General features: G+C 56.0%; 11 protein-coding genes. 2 read left to right on the plus strand and 9 right to left on the minus strand.

All coding sequences use genetic code 11. The features are described 5' to 3' along the window. Positions 1-128: 128 nt before the first annotated feature. The 5 genes from K239x_RS17235 to K239x_RS17255 form a co-directional block, all read right to left on the minus strand. Positions 129-917, minus strand: a complete 789-nt coding sequence (locus K239x_RS17235) for a TIGR00282 family metallophosphoesterase (protein ID WP_145419464.1) — start codon at positions 915-917, stop codon at positions 129-131. Between the two features lie 133 nt (positions 918-1,050). Beyond that, the gene (locus tag K239x_RS17240; RefSeq protein ID WP_145419465.1) at positions 1,051-2,283 is read right to left on the minus strand and encodes a carboxypeptidase regulatory-like domain-containing protein; all 1,233 of its coding nucleotides are present in this window, start codon (positions 2,281-2,283) and stop codon (positions 1,051-1,053) included. 23 nt (positions 2,284-2,306) lie between these two features. Further along, entirely contained in the window at positions 2,307-6,011 is a 3,705-nt protein-coding gene (locus K239x_RS17245; protein WP_145419466.1) for a M56 family metallopeptidase, read from the minus strand. Continuing rightward, positions 6,008-6,397, minus strand: a complete 390-nt coding sequence (locus tag K239x_RS17250; RefSeq protein WP_145419467.1) for a BlaI/MecI/CopY family transcriptional regulator — start codon at positions 6,395-6,397, stop codon at positions 6,008-6,010. The genes K239x_RS17245 and K239x_RS17250 overlap by 4 nt, the downstream gene beginning before the upstream one ends. Positions 6,398-6,623: 226 nt before the next feature. Beyond that, positions 6,624-7,925 carry a S1C family serine protease gene (locus K239x_RS17255; RefSeq protein ID WP_145419468.1) on the minus strand — a complete coding sequence of 434 codons (1,302 nt, stop codon included), beginning with the start codon at positions 7,923-7,925 and terminating at the stop codon, positions 6,624-6,626. Between the two features lie 216 nt (positions 7,926-8,141). Here K239x_RS17255 and K239x_RS17260 point away from each other — a divergent pair, with 216 nt between their 5' ends. Beyond that, positions 8,142-9,515, plus strand: a complete 1,374-nt coding sequence (locus tag K239x_RS17260; protein ID WP_145419469.1) for a thymidine phosphorylase — start codon at positions 8,142-8,144, stop codon at positions 9,513-9,515. Positions 9,516-9,627: 112 nt separating this feature from the next. Continuing rightward, positions 9,628-10,044 carry a cytidine deaminase gene (locus tag K239x_RS17265; protein ID WP_145419470.1) on the plus strand — a complete coding sequence of 139 codons (417 nt, stop codon included), beginning with the start codon at positions 9,628-9,630 and terminating at the stop codon, positions 10,042-10,044. A 52-nt stretch (positions 10,045-10,096) separates the two neighbouring features. Here the strand turns inward: K239x_RS17265 and K239x_RS17270 are convergent, their stop codons facing one another. Genes K239x_RS17270 through K239x_RS17285 form a run of 4 tightly spaced genes read right to left on the minus strand, consistent with a single transcriptional unit; the run spans position 10,097 to position 17,323 of the window. After that, positions 10,097-12,379, minus strand: a complete 2,283-nt coding sequence (locus tag K239x_RS17270; protein WP_145419471.1) for a site-2 protease family protein — start codon at positions 12,377-12,379, stop codon at positions 10,097-10,099. Continuing rightward, positions 12,346-13,788 carry an efflux RND transporter periplasmic adaptor subunit gene (locus tag K239x_RS17275; protein WP_145419472.1) on the minus strand — a complete coding sequence of 481 codons (1,443 nt, stop codon included), beginning with the start codon at positions 13,786-13,788 and terminating at the stop codon, positions 12,346-12,348. Before K239x_RS17275 ends, K239x_RS17270 begins: the two co-directional genes overlap by 34 nt. Before the next feature lie 2 nt (positions 13,789-13,790). Then, positions 13,791-14,750 carry an efflux RND transporter periplasmic adaptor subunit gene (locus K239x_RS17280; protein ID WP_145419473.1) on the minus strand — a complete coding sequence of 320 codons (960 nt, stop codon included), beginning with the start codon at positions 14,748-14,750 and terminating at the stop codon, positions 13,791-13,793. Between the two features lie 2 nt (positions 14,751-14,752). Further along, complete coding sequence (locus tag K239x_RS17285; RefSeq protein ID WP_145419474.1) at positions 14,753-17,323, minus strand: TolC family protein; 2,571 nt, start codon at positions 17,321-17,323, stop codon at positions 14,753-14,755. Positions 17,324-17,848: the final 525 nt, after the last annotated feature.

Below are 17,848 nucleotides of genomic sequence, written 5' to 3' on the forward strand. Positions count from 1 at the left end.
CGACCTGCCAGTGGTCATTGCTGATGAAAAGTGCCGCGAAACTCGTCAAGAGTCTCGGGCGTCCTGCGAATCGCTAAACGTCTTGACGACGTTCACAACCAACCCGAAACGCAAATCGGGAAAGTGCACTAGCTCGATTCTGCAACTCGGTGTTCAAAGCGTTCGATCGACACCGCTCGTCCTTGATCATTCGATTCGACGATCGCGCCGCAAAGTCGGACGTCTTTGGTCGCGACATGGAAATGACACGGCTCAAACGTGCGTGTCGTTTGCGTCACTCGTCGAATGTCACGACCGATGATACTTTCGTACGGACCGCTCATTCCGACATCACACTGAAATGCAGTGCCGCCCGGAAAGATCGTTGCGTCGGCCGTTGGTACATGAGTGTGCGTTCCCAGCACCGCCGTGACTTTGCCATCCAGATAACGACCAATCGCTTGTTTGTCGCTGGTCGCTTCGGCGTGCACATCGACCAGGACCTGCGTGGTTTGGTCACCGATTTCTTCCAGCACACGATCGATCGCGTCGAACGGACAATCGACGGGCCGCATGAACACGCGTCCCATCAGCGACACGATCGCCAGCGGCTCCAGGCCTTCACGGTTGATCAGCGTCCAAGTCCGACCGGCAGCTGCGTCCGGAAAATTCGCAGGTTTGACGATCCGATCGCTCTTCTGAAGCGTCTCGATGATGTCTTTGCGACGAAAAATGTGATCGCCCAGGGTGACTCCATCGACACCAGCGTCCAAGAGCCGTCGGAACTGACGCGGCATCAGCCCGGATCCGTCCGAAGCATTTTCGGCATTGACGATCAAAAAATCGATCCGCTCCTGCTTGCGAATCGACTCGGCTAGTTGCAAAACGGCGGTATAGCCAGGTTTGCCAACAATATCGCCAAGAAACAGAATTCGCATGGTCGCGTGGTCGGTGGAACAAAATCGTCAAATACTAGGACGAAAGAATAGCACAGTCGCAAGCGATCGTGATGGCCACCAATTGGCGGCAAACGCAACTGCATCCACAGATGGGCTGCCGTCCCTGAAAAACTTACCTCGGCCGGCCACCCTGGTCCCGCGTGAGCGTGAATCGCAAATGGGTCGGCCCCTGGATCTTCACCGGATACCGGCCTGTCGTTGTCGGGTGCACCACGGGGTCGACACTGGCAGGCTTCCACCCAGGCACTCGGACGCGAATGCGAAACGACTCTCTGCCTACGTCATCGAGCGATACGGTTACGTTCGGCTGCGACTCTAGATCAAGCCGTGAACCTCGATAGACGTTCGGCCGGCTGACGTAAACGTAACTTTCCGCGGCTATCGCCGAACCATCGTCTGTCTTGACGCTCACCTTGAGCGTTGTCGGTTTTTCTGCATTGATGTCGCCTAAATCCGACTGCTGAGAATCGTTTACCCCATCAACTTGGTGAACTGTCAAAACACCCTTCGCATTTTTTCCTGTCAACGAATACAGCATGTAACTCTGATTGGGCGGCAGATAGTCAAAAGAGAACTGCCCCTTCTGATCCGTGCTGACGGAAACAGGCGTCGCAGCGGTCGGCGCAGGACCACTGCGAACCGGTGTCAAACCGACAGCGACCGACGCTAGCGGTTTGTCCTGATATATCAGGCGTCCACGCACACTCGCGCCGGCGGTGAGTACCATTTGGTGTTCTTTGTCATTGGTGACATCCCAGCGAGCGGATTGGGATGCCGACCGCGGCGCCGAAGCACGAATGTTGACGGAAGTAACATCGTTGCCCGGAAGAACTTCAAACCGACCGCTGGCATCCGTCACCAGGTCGACGCCCACCATCGAAATCAGCATGCGATTGGGTTCGCCGCTTCGACGCATGTACGTCGCGTTTACTTTTGCACCGGGGACCGGCTGGTGGTCCAGCCCAAGAATCGTCCCCGAGATTCGCTGGGTCTCTGGAGCGATCACGACCGGCTCCATCGCGATGACCAATTGGGTTGGCTTCGTCGCATCGACGTCACCGACCGTGACGGGTTGGTACCGCAAATGACTTGCGCTCAGTTTCAGACGCCGGTCACTTGGCAAATCGGATAACACGAAATTGCCGCCGTCATCGGTCACGGCGTGTTGGCCGCACTCGGGGTAGCTGCTAGCCGCTTGGGTTCGCGGACCATCGATCGGCATAGACTCGCTTACGACCACCGCAACGCCCGCAAGCGGAACACCGGATTTGTCAGTCACACGTCCGGTGACATCCGCCGTCGCCGATAGCAGCAGCAAAATCATCCAAGGAGAAAGGGACATCATCGCATTGGTTCCAAAAATGAGTTCTAGCGGGCCGCATCGAAGGCTTGAATCCGAACCGGCCGGAGCGTCGGAATTTGGTCCACCGAAACGTGGTCCAGTGTGATGCGTACATGCATGTTCCCCGTTCGACTGCTGACATAAGACGTACTTGCAGAACGTCTGGTGACCGGATCACGTGGGGATCGCACTTGCAGACGATAGGTCCCGTTGGGCACGTTTCGCAGATGAAAGCGTCCCTCCTTGTCAGTGATCATGCGACTGTTCTTTTTGTGATCAATCCACAAATAGGGCGATGTGACGTTTGTGTGTTCAATCTCGACGGTGGCACCTTCAATAGAAATTCCTCGCACGTCAAATACTCGGCCCGCGATCGCTTCCGTACCGCGACGCAGTTCGTAAGTGGGCACCACCAGCGTTTGGGCAACGGCCGATTGAAACCCGACGCCTCGAGTAAGCTCCATGTCGACGCTGGGAACTTTCTGCAAACTCACGCTGAAAACCTTGCCTCGGCTGACAGGAAGCCGATACGTCCCCGTTTGGTCGGTGGTTGCCCACCGATGGTTGTTGACTGTTGATCCCGTAAACGTTCTGCCATTGACCGTCCGCATCATTGGCGTCATTTCGCCGACACTGAGCCTCGCATTTTCGATCGGTTGACCATCGATCAAAACACGCCCCGTCATCAATGTGGCAACATCAACTGTGATCTTCGTCTGACCACCGACAATGTCCGCCCACGCAACCTTGGCATCGAATGCCTGAGCGTCCGTCAACAATCGCAGTTGCAAATACGCGTGCTCGGTTTGCACACCGGTCGGCAGAACGCTGACTTGCCCCTTCGCGTCGGTGGTCGATTGGTTCGATCGATCAATCACCCGACTGCTCGATAGTTTGTCGTCAGCGATTCCGATGGTTTTCAACGAATAGTCTCGCAAAATAGCACTGGCTCCCACCGCCGGCTGACCACTGGGCAGAACGACTGACAACGAAACCGGCCGCATGCGCGGAACGACGATCGGCGCGAGCAACTCCGGCGCTGCATTCAAGGCATCGTCGCCCTCTTTTCCAGTGAGATCGATTTTCAGATTTGGAAATCGGGGAACAAATTCGGGCTCAACCTGAAACGAAGACTCCGAAAACGTCGGCAACTGCCAACCCGGCTGATTGGTGCTGACGCAAAGTACATGCGGCACGGCTGCCAACATCAATTCATAGACTCCCTCGTCATCCGTCAACGCAGGGAAACCAGCGTTCGCAGTCGTCGTTCGGACACTTGCATGCGTCAGCGGTGCGCCCGAATCGTCGACGACTTTGCCACGAACGGCAATTCCCTTGCGAAGCCTAATCGCAGCCTGCTCGCCATCAAGAACACGTGCGCTGGGAAAATCGATTGCCGACGAAACGAGTCCCGAAGATTTCGGGGCGTTCACTCGAATTTGGTTCGGCCGTGACCTGCTAGATGATTGGCGCACCGTTTCACGATGCATTCGCAATCGAAAGACACCCAAGTCATCGGCTTGCGTCTCGCCAAACGAGTAGCCATAGCTGACGACGGCTCGGGGGACCGGTTTTCCGTCGGTATCCGTGACCGTGCCGGACAGGATCACTCCTGGGTCTGCCGCGATTTCGGCAGGACTCGTCAGCACAGATGCTGGATGAAAGTGCCGTTGCGCATGTTCATTGATACTCGCATCGTCACTGGTTGTGATGTAACCAGTGCCCGTCTCCCAGTCTTCGTGCGTGCAACAAACAGCGATAAAGTTACCCACCGGAACATCCGTCAATTCAAAGTAGCCGTCGGCTTTTGTCCGAACACATGGCATCAATTCGCTGCGATGAAACGCGATGGTGTGATTTCGATAGTCTTCGTGATCTGCTTTACCGATCAAAACCAAGGAAACGATTCCATTTTCGATGGGCGATCGATCCGGAGTCGTGAATCGCCCGCTTACCGACTCAGTCGGAGTGAGTTTGATTTGCACGCCGGGCACTTTACGAACCACGTCGTCCGAACCGCCAAAATAGTGCCAACCGATGCCAAGTGACGGATGCGCCGCCACGACGTGTCCCGTCCACCGGTCCTTGCGCCGAAGTGGACGGTTCGGCGTTCCGACGTCCGTGAACTGAAAGCGTCCTTCGTCATCAGTCACCGTTCGCGCCAGCACGTCGTTGAAACGGATTCGGGACTGATAATTCGCGTACCGCGATGTCATGCCTTCCGGCCTACGGCCCGACTCTGTTTCGCGGAAAACGACAACCGCGCCTGCAACGGGTTCGCCGCTAGCACTGACGACATGCCCTTCGACCTGAAACACGCAAGCTGGATCGACGGCGGTTTCGCGAACCTGACATGTCTTGATTCGGTGGAAAAGTCCGTTGTCTTCCTTCGCAAAATGCTCATCGATACGCCACACCGCCTGGACCGGCTCTTCGCCCGATTCTTTTACCTCATCACGTGCAGACGACTCTAAGTCGACAGTTGCTGCCACCTCCTGAGCCTTTGACGGCTCCAATCGGAAGGTCGTCGAAACCGCAAGCAGAACCAAAATCAAAAGCGACACTCGATTCAAAAGTTGAGCACTCCCTGATGTGATATCCCCCGGTTTCAGAATACGCTCGATCCGATCTTCAAGCCCTCCAAATGCCGACATTGCCAAAGCAGGCTCCAGAGTTCGGACTGACTCGCGTGGTGCATCGATTGCTCGGCTGACGATATTCAGCAAACATTCCGCATAGACTTCGGGTGCGTTTGAATCACTTTTCGCCGCAAGCCAAACAGCTTCTTGATCGGTTGCCCATTCTCGCGAGACGGACAACTGACGGTGCAAGTACCAGCCTGCCGGATGAAACCAATAGATCGTTCGCTGCAGGATGGCAATGAACTGCCAGAGACAGTCTCGGCGACGCACGTGCGTCATCTCATGCAAAAACGCAGCATGCCGCTCACCAATAGACCACTGATCAAAATCGATCGGCACCAAAATCGTCGGACGGGAAGCACCAAACACCAGCGGCAGCATTATCTCATCACTCATTCGAATCATGACCGAACGCTGCCCCATTTGCTTGGCAACGCTTCTTGCGATCTCCGCCGATTCGCGTCCAACCCTTTGTCCCTTTCTGGCAACGCAGTTCAAGCGAATGGCCCCCACCCACAATCGCAACGTTATGACACAGACGCCGAAGCAATAGATTGAAAGCAGTATCAACGGCGTCGTAATCAATGAGCCCCAGGTGTCAACGCTCGGGACTGCTGAAGTGGCCGACAAGTCGGCAGCTCCCGAAGGCGACGAAGTTGCCAGCTGACTACTAAGTGCACTTGCCACCGAATCGTCAAAGTGGCCAGCAACTTGCGCAGGCTGATTTTGCCGACTCAGTGCCAATGCAGATGATCCGATGTTGGCCGTAACTTGGTGGCTCGTGGTTTGTTTGCCCGTAAGTTGCCGGACAGAACCGCCCAGCGGCTCGCGCAGTTGTCGCAATGGAACGGGCAAAGCCCAGCCGCCAATCGACAAGTGGATGGGCAGAATCGCGAGGGAAAGTAAAATCGCAGTGCACCAGATTCGGTGAATCCAGGCCGAATCGATTTGACCGATTCGCCAGACCAACAATCGTGCAACCAACGCAAGTAGAGCGACCTGAAAGATGATCGTCACGACTGGCCCCCAAGGCGTGGCCGTCAAAGTATCTATCAAGCGAGTGAACAGAGCATTTGCAGGAGCACTCATTTGTTAGCACCTTTTGACTGATGTTGGTTCAACAAACGTCGTAATCGCTTGACCTCCGCTTCGCTAAGCTTCGTTCTTGGATCCGCCAGATGGGCCGCCAAGGCTTCTTCGACGCTGCCGCCAAAGAAGACGTCAAGCACTTTTCGCAGCGCGGTCATCGCGGCGCTGCGCCTAGGCACGGCGGCTTGAAACAAAAACTGTTTACCCTCACGCCGGTGCGTGACGGCACCTTTTGCTTCTAACGAACGCAGCTGAGTGCGAACCGTTGCATTGGCCAAGTCATCCGGCATCGCGGCAACGATTTCGTTGGCCGTGGATTCACCGATCCGATAAATCACGTCCAGAATCTGCCGCTCACGCCGAGTCAATTCGGGACGCGAAGCCACGCTGCCACCTCCGGAAAGAGTTCATCCACGAAACAAAGTGTTAAGAATCTAACAATACCGCGAATCAACGCAAAGACAATTGTTAGATTTTTAACAAATAAGTTTCCGGCGACTTTCTCTGGTCGAGCGGTCGGACCTGCCAGCGGCGAATAAGAATGCTGGCCGAAGTTGTCGATCTTCAGGCGATCACTGGCAAAACAGAAAGATCCGTTAATTCAAAAACCCGCTACTCGGAGTCGGCCTTTTCCGGCTTCGCCTCTGTCTGAGCGTCCTGTTTGACTTCTTTCGCATCGTCCTCTCTCGTCTCAGCAGCCATCGCTTCCTCGGTTGCCTTTCGAGGCGTTGGATCATCGACGGTGGCCAGTTCGACTTGCAGAGTCAGCTCGTCTCCGTTGCGATCGATTTTGACAGCTTGCATCGATCCAACCGGTTTGCGTTCGATCACTTCCTGGAGCGTTTCGGGACTTTTGACTCGTTCGCCCGCGAATTCAACAATCACGTCCAGCTGCTTAAAACCAGCGACGTCGGCAACCGAATCTTCGATGACTTGGTAAATCAGCACGCCCTGAAACGCTTTCTTCTTGAACATTTTGGCGTACTTCGGTTTCAGTTCCAACAACGTCGCGCCGATCGCAGCGCGTCGGACTTTTTCGTGTTGATCCAGTTCGTCCGCAATCCACTTGGCGTGATTGATCGGGATCGCAAAACCAATTCCCTGGTAGCCACCGTTGCGAGTCGCAATCGCGGTGCTGATACCAATCACGTTGCCGTCCAAATCGATCAGCGGTCCGCCGGAATTTCCCGGGTTGATCGCTGCGTCGGTTTGCAACATTCGGCCGCGGCGAATTCGCTCGATGGGCCGGTTCTTGGCGCTGATGATTCCGGCACTAACCGTCGCTTCCAAACGAAAAGGGCTGCCGATCGCCAACACCCAATCGCCGACTTCCAGATCGTCCGAATTCCCCACGTCGGCACCAGTAAAAGGCGTGTCGCGTTGGATTCGCAACATGGCGACATCGCTATCGGGATCACCGCGAACAACCGAAGCTTCGATTTCGCTTTCGTCGGACAACTGCACGACCACTCGTTTTGCGCCCGAGATGACGTGATTGTTGGTAATCACCAACCCCTCATTTCCGACGATCACTCCCGATCCAATCCCGGTCATGGTCTTTTCGTCTGGCTTTTTGGTGTCTTCGGTTTCGACAGGTGCCGGAAACGTATTGATCTTTTCTTGCCCGTACGAAAATACCGTCACCACCGACGGAGTTGCTTTTCGGGCGGCGGCACGAAACGCGCGCGACAACGCTCTCGGTCCCGCTTGCACTTCGGCAACAATTTCCTCAGCAGGCACTGCGTCGGCTTGAACGGGTTCTGCCGCCACTGGCTTGGTTGGCGACGCATCGGGTTCATCTGAAATGGCCGATGGCGAATTTCCCAGACTAATCAAGCAACAAACGGCCCCAAATGCCAGTGCCAACGTGTTTGACTTGGAAAGATGAATCACAGAAAGAAAGCGTCGTGTCATGGCAGTTCATTCAAATATGGATTCGCGATGAATTGGATTCGCGTCAACGCGGGATCTGCAATATAACGGTCACAGCTCACTTGGGGAGACAGCGTGCTGCAATGCGAAACGAGTTGACAGACAACCTAGTTTACGGCCCCCAACGAAGGCCCCGCCCAAAACGTCGTCAAAGACATCTCCAGAAGCTAACGTCCTCACGGATTCCCAACCAACCCCATGCTGACTGCAACCGTCCTGTCAAAGAAACGCTGGGGTCAGGAACTCAGTGCTGACGAAATCCGTTTCTTGATCGATGGATTTTGCGACGGTAGCGTTGCCGATTACCAAATGGCCGCGTTCGCGATGGCCGTTTGCATCAACGGAATGACTCAATCCGAAACCGCGACGTTGACGCACGCGATGCGGGATAGTGGAATCCAATTGCCGCGGTCGACCGATGGCCCAGACGCTGACAAACAGGCACCCGATAAACAGGCGACCAACCGACAGACGCGCCCACGCATCGATAAACACAGTACCGGCGGCTTGGGCGACAAAGTCTCTTTGATTTTGGCACCGCTACTAGCAGAAGTCGGCGGCATGGTCCCCATGATCAGTGGACGCGGCCTCGGGCTAACCGGCGGCACGTTGGACAAACTGGAATCGATCCCCGGATTTCAAACGCAGCTTTCGATACAGCGATCGACCGAAGTGCTACAGAAAGTGGGGGCGTTTATTGTCGGAGCGAGCCAGGAAATCGCGCCCGCGGATCGAAAACTCTATTCACTGCGTGACGTCACGGCGACGGTCGATTCGATCCCGTTGATTACCGCCAGCATTTTGAGCAAGAAGCTGGCTGCGAATTTGGACGCCCTGGTCATGGATGTCAAAGTCGGCCGAGCGGCGGCGATGAAAAGTTTGCCAGATGCGATGAAACTTTCCCAGTCGATAATCGAAGTCGGGCAACAAGCAGGACTGCCGACTTCGGTGATCATTTCCGACATGGACCAACCGCTCGGCAAAGCAGTCGGCAATGCTCTGGAAGTCATCGAATCGATCGAAGTGCTAACTGGCGGTGGGCCGGCGGAAGTACGGACTTTGACAATCGAATTGGCTGCTGATTTGCTTATGAGCGTCGGTTTAGCAAACCATCGGCCCGCGGCGATCGAACGATTGGAGTCGGCAATCGATAGTGGACGAGCGATGCAGCGGTTCGACCAGATGGTGCATGCCCAAGGTGGCGACTTATCCGCGCTGCCACCAGTTGCTCCGGCATGGGAAGTCCGTAGCGATCACGACGGACATTTGTCGGACCTGGATTGCCAAGCGATCGGGGAGATGGTCGTCGAAATCGGCGGTGGGCGGCGCAAAATTGACGACACCATCGACCCGACCGTCGGGATCATGGTGCACGCTAGAATCGGTGACACCCTCACACGTGGTCAGCCCGTTTTTTCGGTCCACTGCCCCCGCAATCTTGCGGAAAGTGCGACCCAGCGATTGAAGTCGGCGTTTCAGGTTGCCGACACCGCTGTTCCCGCGCGACGACTGATCATGCGTCGCCTGAGCAAAAAAGATTTTCCTGCGGAAGCGGATTGCCGACTCGACTAACGCGTATAGGGTTGAGATTGGTCTATTGTATGCTCGTTTCCATCCCTTCGCTGTCACCGTAAAACCTGCGTTTTGAACCGTTTTTACGGCAGCTTTCCAGTCTGTTATCCACATGCCTGAACTGAAAGCCAACGAGATCGAACATCTGGTGCGTGCCGCGATCGAAGCACGCGATCAGGCTTATGCTCCGCACAGCCATTTTTACGTGGGAGCGGCTTTGTTGATCGCGAGCGGCGAAATTGTGGCGGGATGCAATGTCGAAAATGCCAGCTACTCGCTCAGCCTTTGTGCCGAACGAGGCGCAGTCGTGACAGCGGTCGCTCAAGGTCATCGAAAGTGGCGTGGTATCGCCATCGCTAGCGTGGGCGGAGTTTCGCCCTGCGGTGCTTGTCGTCAGTTCTTGGCAGAATTCGGGCTGGACCTGCCCGTAATCATGGTGGATGTCATCGACGGTTCACGCCGTGTTCGCCAATTGGCTCAGCTGCTACCCGATGCATTCGATGGGTCCAGTCTGCCGATTCACGACTGAGGCGATCGGTGAAGTCGCACATCCAACTCTCCGTGCCTCTTCCGAATTCGCCTTACTGCGGCGTCGCCGATGCAACCATGTCGTCGTAGATTCGTGTTAGCAAAGATCGATCGTCCGAGATCGTCATCGTGCCAACTTGCCCACTGTGGACCATCAGACTGGTGACGGCATCCAGCGGAGTTTCGCTTTGCGCGTGCGGCTGAATCATTTGCATCTCACGGTCCGGATTAGTCGACGGTTCGACCGCGACGGGACCGCCCACACTGGCAGCAAGCGCCGGATGCGGTAACGCTTCGATGGCACGCGGCAAGAGCATTGCCGGAGAGGCATAAAATGTCTGCCCACCTCGCAACCGCACCGACGAAAGCGAACTTGATTTCACCGCGGCCTGGTACGTCGCCATGTCCTCGCGACCGACAACCGCCAACAGTTCTTTTTCACGCGGATCCGACACACGCACCAATTCTTGCCCGCGCTTTGCATAGTTGCCCAGTAGACGGCGCGGGTCAGTCGATGTGATCACTCCATCGCGAATTGCCGTGACCCGCAACCCAGCGATCTGTTCATTCAGTTCGACCAGTTGTCGCTGCAGACTTTCTGCGTTTTCCATTTCGGCCGCGGTGCGTGACAGCTCCCCACGCCGACGAAACTGAACGGCGCGTTGTTGCGCCAACAGAATGTCGTCCGCTTTTTGATCACGTTGTACGATCAACTCGGGCTGACTGAGTTCCACCAACAACATGCCGCTTTTGACACGATCGCCACGTTGGACATGCACCGCGGTCACGAATGCGTCCGCCGATGCGCGGGCAACCTGTTCGTCTTGAAAACGAACCACGACACTGACGCGGCGATCAAACGGTGACGACGAAAAACTAACGTGCTGAAGCACCGTCACGATGATCAACGAATAGCCAATCAATCGTCGACGGTACAGGTTCAGACCGAAACCCTGGCCAGGCTGCAACGTCCAGATTTTGTAGATCCAACGTCCCAGTGGCAAAATGGCCCACAGCAGTAGTGCAAAGCAAGCCAGCACAATTCCTAAACCACGAGCCCACATCGCCACGGCGACGACCAAGCCGGACATCCAAAAGAACTGAAACACAACCGAACAAATCGCATGGAACGTCGCTGCCGGTCGGCGCCATCCGAACATTCGCGGCGTACCAACGGGCAATCCAAACAACACCCATTCGATTCGTTGCCCCAGCTGCGCACGACCATGCATCCGCAAGTTCGGAATCTCCAACAGATCCGAAAGCACGTAGTAACCGTCCAGACGCAGTAGCGGATTCGCATTGACCAACAAAGTTGCCGGCCCAGCGACCAAGAAGATCTGAGCCGCAAAGTGCCGGGGGGTTCCAATCGGCAACAGCCACCACGCCCAAGCTGCGATAGAGGCAACCGCTAATTCCAAATACACGCCAGCTAACGCAATCTGCACGCGTTGAAGACGCTTGGGCAATTTCCAGGCATCGGTGACGTCGACGTAGGCCAACGGCGCGAGCAAGAAAAACATCACACCGGTCTTTCCGATGCGGACTCCATTTCGATACGCACAAACCGCGTGTCCGATTTCGTGGAGCACTTTGGCAAGACACCAGAACAACAGCAAGAACACCCAAATGCCGGGATCGAAGAGCCGGCGAATTTCGATCGCAAATTCGTCGTGGTGTTTCAGCACGACCAGCATGCCACTGCCGACCAACACGATCCACACCAACCGGCCCACTCGCGAAAATGCCGGACCAACAACCCGATCGCACTTTTGCGCAATGACGTGGCCATCCATCAACGGGAATCGCTGACTGACGGTCAACGAAAGCAGCTGCATCGCTTTCTGAAGACGCGAAGGTTTGTTGGGTGGCGCAGCTGGATCTATCGCCCCGTTTCCGTTAACATCGCTATCAGCCGATCCCGAATCGGTCTCATCTGGCTTGGGTTCAGTCGCAGCTTGGTGCGCGGAAGCAATCTTCTGCTTGACCAATTCGGATGCGAATCGCGCGACGTCCTCGACGCTCCACTGCACGCCGTCATTGGAAATCTGTTCATGGATTTCGCCCAAACTGCGACGGCCGTCAAAATGAACAGCAACGTGATACTCTTCGACGCCCAGCCGAAAGTATTGGCCCAGTTTGCCGTGGTGCGCCACATACGACGTGCGTCCGCCGTAGTCGCGTGTCGAAAACGTGACGTCCGAGTCCACCGCAATCAATAGATTGGGATCCGGCGGCGGTCCTTGGCTTCCGCTAGGCGGTAAACCACTGCCGCCCGAATCGGAGGGTTGGTCAAACACGTTTAGTACCCCGCCCACCAAAGCATGCGTTCCCACGTACCGCGGATCCAAGACCACGATGTTGGACGCAGTGGCCCATAGGTCGTGGCATCCCCCTTCATTCCCGGTCGAAGTTTACCGTCGGAATTGTCCACTTCAATTTTGGCGACAAACACACTGCGGTCGTCGCGAACTTCGGCGGCCGGATAGACAGCCTGAATCTTTTGCCGAATCGACGCTCCTCCGACCGAAGCAAACCGAACGCGTGTATCTGATTCCGCCTGGACGTAGCCAATCTCGAACTCCGGAATCTCAATTTCCACTAGCACACGATCCAGCGGCGCGACTTCCAAGATCGTTTGCCCGGTTTCAAGCGGCGAACCAATGAATCGTTCCAAGTCGCCACTGACAACCACGCCATCGATCGGGCTGGTCACTTCAAGTCGCTCCAAACGATCGCTCAATAACTGATGACGTCGCTCCGATCGACGCTTGCTTAGCGCGGCCTGTTGCGATTCGGCAACGCGACCGTTGACCAATGCCACACGGTGCTCTTTGTCAAAACGCTGGATCTCCGTTTCGATCGATTCCAACTCCAAACGAAGCGGTCGTCCATCCAACAGTACCAAGAGTTGTCCGGCTTGGACAACATCGCCGGGCTGAATCTTGGTTTCCAACAAAGTCGCTTCAAACGGAGCGGCCACTAACCGTTGTTGAACGGGTTGCACAATCGCTGTGCAAGGAATGCGGTAATCGATCGGCCACAAAGCGATCACAGCAAAGACCATGCCTGCAGCGACTAACCAAGCCGACGAAGCCAGACGCAATCGCTCGGGCGCTCGCAACCACGATTTGGTGGGACGATCCCAGACAACGTACCGCAACGTCGCCGCGGTCGCTTGCAGCCAAAACGGCGTCCTGTCAAATCCTGTGATCCAGACGGAGCAATGACCTTCGCCATCGGGCTGCGGAATCGAAACCGTAAACGTATCTCGTTCCTGTTCGTTGGTCGCCTTGCTTAGACCGGACACTCGTGTCGACCAGCGTTCCTGCGCAGCGACGAACAGCGTGCTTTCGGGGCCAAGCCACCCCAGTTTTTGATCGTACAGTCGGCGAAGTTGTTTGCCCCCCAATCCACAACGAACCGTGCTGCCTTCCAAGTCCGCGGCGATTTGGTTGACCATCAGCGAGATCGCTTCCGCACGGTCTTTTGCCGTCGAAACCGTTTCGATCAACTTCATGATCCGGTCGACATCAGCCCGAGGCACCATCGGACGATTCTTGCTCGTCTTTCTCTGCTCGTCAACGATGAACGCGGCAAGACTCTCTGGCGTGGCGTTTGTCGGATCCACATGGCGCGCAGCTTCTGCCGACTCGCGATGGGATGATCCCAATAGCGAAACGTTCAGCCCCGCCGCCTTGATATTGGCGCCCGAGTCGTCGGTAGGTGAAGCCCCCGTCGTCATCGTTATTTGACGCCTCCTTGGTTGGATTGCACGCCCGCGATCTGATTCGATTTTTTCATGTGCACAGTGCAGCGATCTCCCGCACGCAGTTTGCCGTCTGTGTTGGGCAGCAGCACTCGCACTTCGACCGTGCCACTCTCTCCGTCAATCGCCGGCGAAATCGCGCGGACTTTGCACTCGATGCTCGTACGACTGCTGCGAAGGTAAACTCGCGCCGAGTCATCGACATTCACGGATCCCAGCTCATCAACGGGCACGTTGAATACGGCGTACAACGGGCTGGTCACTAACAACCGGATCAATGCGGGATCACTTGGAGTCACATACTCGCCAGGTTGATGAAAGACTTTTGCGACGACGCCATCCATCGGTGCGACCACTTGGCGACGCTCCAATTGGACCCGATTGCGTTTCAATTCCAATTTGCGCAGGGCATTTTGTTCCAAAGCCGTTTTGTGCTTCGCCTGTGCGATCTCCAAATCCGCTTCGGCGCGCGCCAACTCAGTCGGCGGTGCCATTTGATCGGCTGCCAGTTGGCGGACCTGCTGAACCCGCGCCAAGTTTGTCGCCACTTCGGCTTTGGCGGCTTCGATCTCCCCGGTCATCGTGCATTGAAACTCCGATATTCTCACCGAAGCCTGCTGGATTCCATCTTCCAATCGTGCCACGACCTGGCCTTTGCGGACCTGATCGCCCTCCTCGACCAACACTTCCTCGACACGGCCAATTTCGTTGGCCGCAACCAGAATGTCGTACTTCGGTTTGGTGAATCCGTCATACACCAGCGACTGCTGTGCCTGGACACTGTTCCCCGTCGCCAGTAAACCACCGAATGCCGCCAGCAATGACGCAGCAAGACACGCGCGGAGCCTGGAGCCCCCAGAAGGACCGAGACCTGCCTTGTGGCATGATTGCTGGGTACACAGTCGATTGAATGCTGGGAAGTTTGCTAGGCGTTTCATAATTATCGATTCACGGGCGTAGAGGGTTGGAAACGATTGCCGCTTTGATTTGCAATGTTGACCGGCTGTTGATTCGCTTTGCGAGCCCACGGCGATGACCTGCGTGCATAGCTGGGGATGCCCTGCTCCGACTGATTGGACGCTGAATCGGTCGCGGTCGTTTTGGTAGCGTCGACGGCGGATTGGCTGGGCGGTTGCAAAGAACCAGGCATGCCGTCGCTGGATTGATTTAATGGCGTTTCGGTGGTCAAGTGACCTTGCGTCGTTGGTTGCCCTTTTTTCTCAGCCCCAGGAGTCATTTTGCTGACAGATTCACCGAGGACATGCTCGGCACTGAACTCTTCGCCGTGCCGTACAAAATCGACGTCGGAGCAACCTTCGCGAGTCGCTTGAATTCCCTCGGCACGAAGCAGAGTTCCCATCGCACGTTGCATGCTGATCAGTGCGATCACGTACTGCGTTTGGGCACTCACATACTCTTGTTCCGCATCGGTTCGTCGCTGCTGTGCATCCAACAGATTGCCCAGCACCACGCCGACACGCGAACCGTCACTCCCCATCATTTCCCATCTCCGCGTTAACACGGTCTCTTCCTCGATTGCGGTGACCAACAGATTGCGTTTGGTCTGATGTTGCTTGGACGTCCGCTGCAGATCGATCAATGCCGATTCTGACTCCCACTGTGTTTTCTGAATGACTTCACGAAGAGCTTCGGCGCGCTGACGGTACTGATGCTGTGCTTCGCGGACGCGCGATCGCGCGGCGCGTCGACCGTAGGGCATTTCGTACTGCAACCCGGCGGAAAAACCTGGACCGATACCTGAGAACTGATCAAAGAACGAACGGTCGATTCGATTGTCACCGTTTAATGATGACAGTGACGCATTGATAACGGCGTTGAGCTGCGGAACCAATTCCGTGCGTGTCACACGGACTGCCAACGCGGCTGCTTCCAGTTCTGCCGTCGCCGAGCGAATCTCCGGCCGATTCTCCAACGTCTTGACCAATACATCGCGGACATCCCAGTCCTGGTCAGGAAAGACCGGCGTTTCCTGAGGAATCAGTTCCAATGCGGACCCCGCACCACATAGGGCGTCCGATCCGATCAACGTCGCCAAGCGCACTTGTCGCTTGCGGACTTCCGCGTCCAAGACAACCAACTGGTCGGTTCGTCTTGCGGTGCGTTGCTTGGCTTTTGCCAGCTCGATTCGGCTGGAATCAAAGCCGTTGCGTGCGAGCACCATTTCTTCGATCTGCACGCCTCGTGCCAACAACTGACGCTGTTGCAGCAGATGACAGCGGACCTCGTACAGATTCCAGTACGCGTTCATGACGTCGGCGATGCGAGTTTCGACATCGCGTCGCATTTCTTGCCAAGTCACGCGGCTGCTGATTCGAGCCTGAGTAAGCAGGCGTTCGTTGTAGACCTGTCCGGCACGATCCAATAATGGCTGCGTCAGACTGAGACTCAATCGAGCATCGCCCTGGTCTTCGGGAATAAAAAACGTACTGTTGCTGCTCTTAATGCCCACTTCCTGAGTCAACCCTAGCTCCGTGCCGCGACGCCCGTTCTTGGTGATGCCACCGCGCACGCTCAGCGATTCCTCTTGCAAACGGCTCGGCCCGCCGGTGGTCAATGTGTTTCCAACGGGATCATTGGTACGACCACCGGTGCCACTAAACAGAACCGTCGAATCAAATGCGGCATCTTGCTGGACGATGCGTTCCAAAGCCGAACCGGTCCGCTGCGCGACGCCTTTGATGGATGGGCTGTGGCGAAGCGTATCGACCAGGACCGTTTCCATGTCAAACGTCACCCACTTGCTCCGATTCAGCACCGTTTGCGAAACCGGTTCATGCCACCAAAACAACAACGATGGGTTTTCAGAAAAAGGAGCGATCGTGTCACTCAGTTTTTCCGTCTCGCTGGCGATTTGCCCGGGGGATGTTGCTGCAGTTACCGTTGCAGGTGCCTTTCCAGGCAACACCAATGTCAACGGCGACTCGGCGGATCGATTCGCAGCTAGCTTTTGGGCGACTTGGTAATGCGAAGCTTGTCGCTTTGCAGCATCAAGTGTTGCTGGTCGGGATTGAGGTGGTGCGGCATGGGTTGGTGGGGCGTTCGTTGGCGAATTTTTAGGTGGCGAATTTTCAGGTGGCGAATTTTCAGGTGGCGGGGCAATGGCCAAGGTCTGCAGAGCCGATTGAGTCACCGCGGACGGCGATTCGCCGAGGGAAGACCATTGCGACGGCAGCTTCTGCGCTGTTTGCACCGGCATGCCATTGACCGGGACTGCCTGGAGCAGCACGGTCTGTGTCTGCCCGGCGTCGGGTTTGATTTTCGTTTGGAACCAGTCGTTGGGGACCTCCGCTGGCGGCGGCGTCGCTTCCCAACTGATCTGTTCGTCGTCGTTTGGCTGCCGAACGAAGTTGTCTGTGGCAGCAGTGTTCTGTGCGGCCAACTGTTGCCCCCAACCACCGGCCCCTAGCGCACACACACAGCCTGCCCAGATCAGAGATCTGATCCAGCGGCAAGCAGCGCGGCTATTGGGACGAGTGGTTTGGAAACGCATAGTGTGTGGGTAAACAATGAGCGCAGTCGCCGTACCTGTAGCACGGCGGACTGTTTAGAGATCGGTTAATCCGCTGGTAGCGGTTGGTCCTACCATGCGGAAATTGTCGAGCCGGGTTTTCCCTCACCTGACTAAACCAAAGGACACGAATAGCGACCGTGACCGGCAAAGTCTGTCTGGATTGACAGGGTACGTGCCCAGGCACTGATCGCGGCGCGACATTTTTGCAACCGATCGAAAATCGCTTTTGCCTATTCGTTGCTGATGTGCGGCTATCCGCAGTTCAAATGTGCGCCATCTGTACAAGTGGCACGTGGTGACACCGATGCATTGGCCTTGCCAAACCAAGTTGGCAATCCGATTCAATGCCGCACAATCCAAACAGTCTTCGCATTTGATAGAGGTCCCTCGGTCATCCAGGTTTATTTAAACAGACAGGTTGCCTGCCATTGAAAGCAAATCCCGAAGTTAAACAGGGGCTACCTCTGCGCCCGAAGTTTTGCCTAATCGAACAAGACAACCAAA

The organism is Stieleria marina (genome assembly GCA_007741555.1).
Lineage (GTDB): Bacteria > Planctomycetota > Planctomycetia > Pirellulales > Pirellulaceae > K23-9.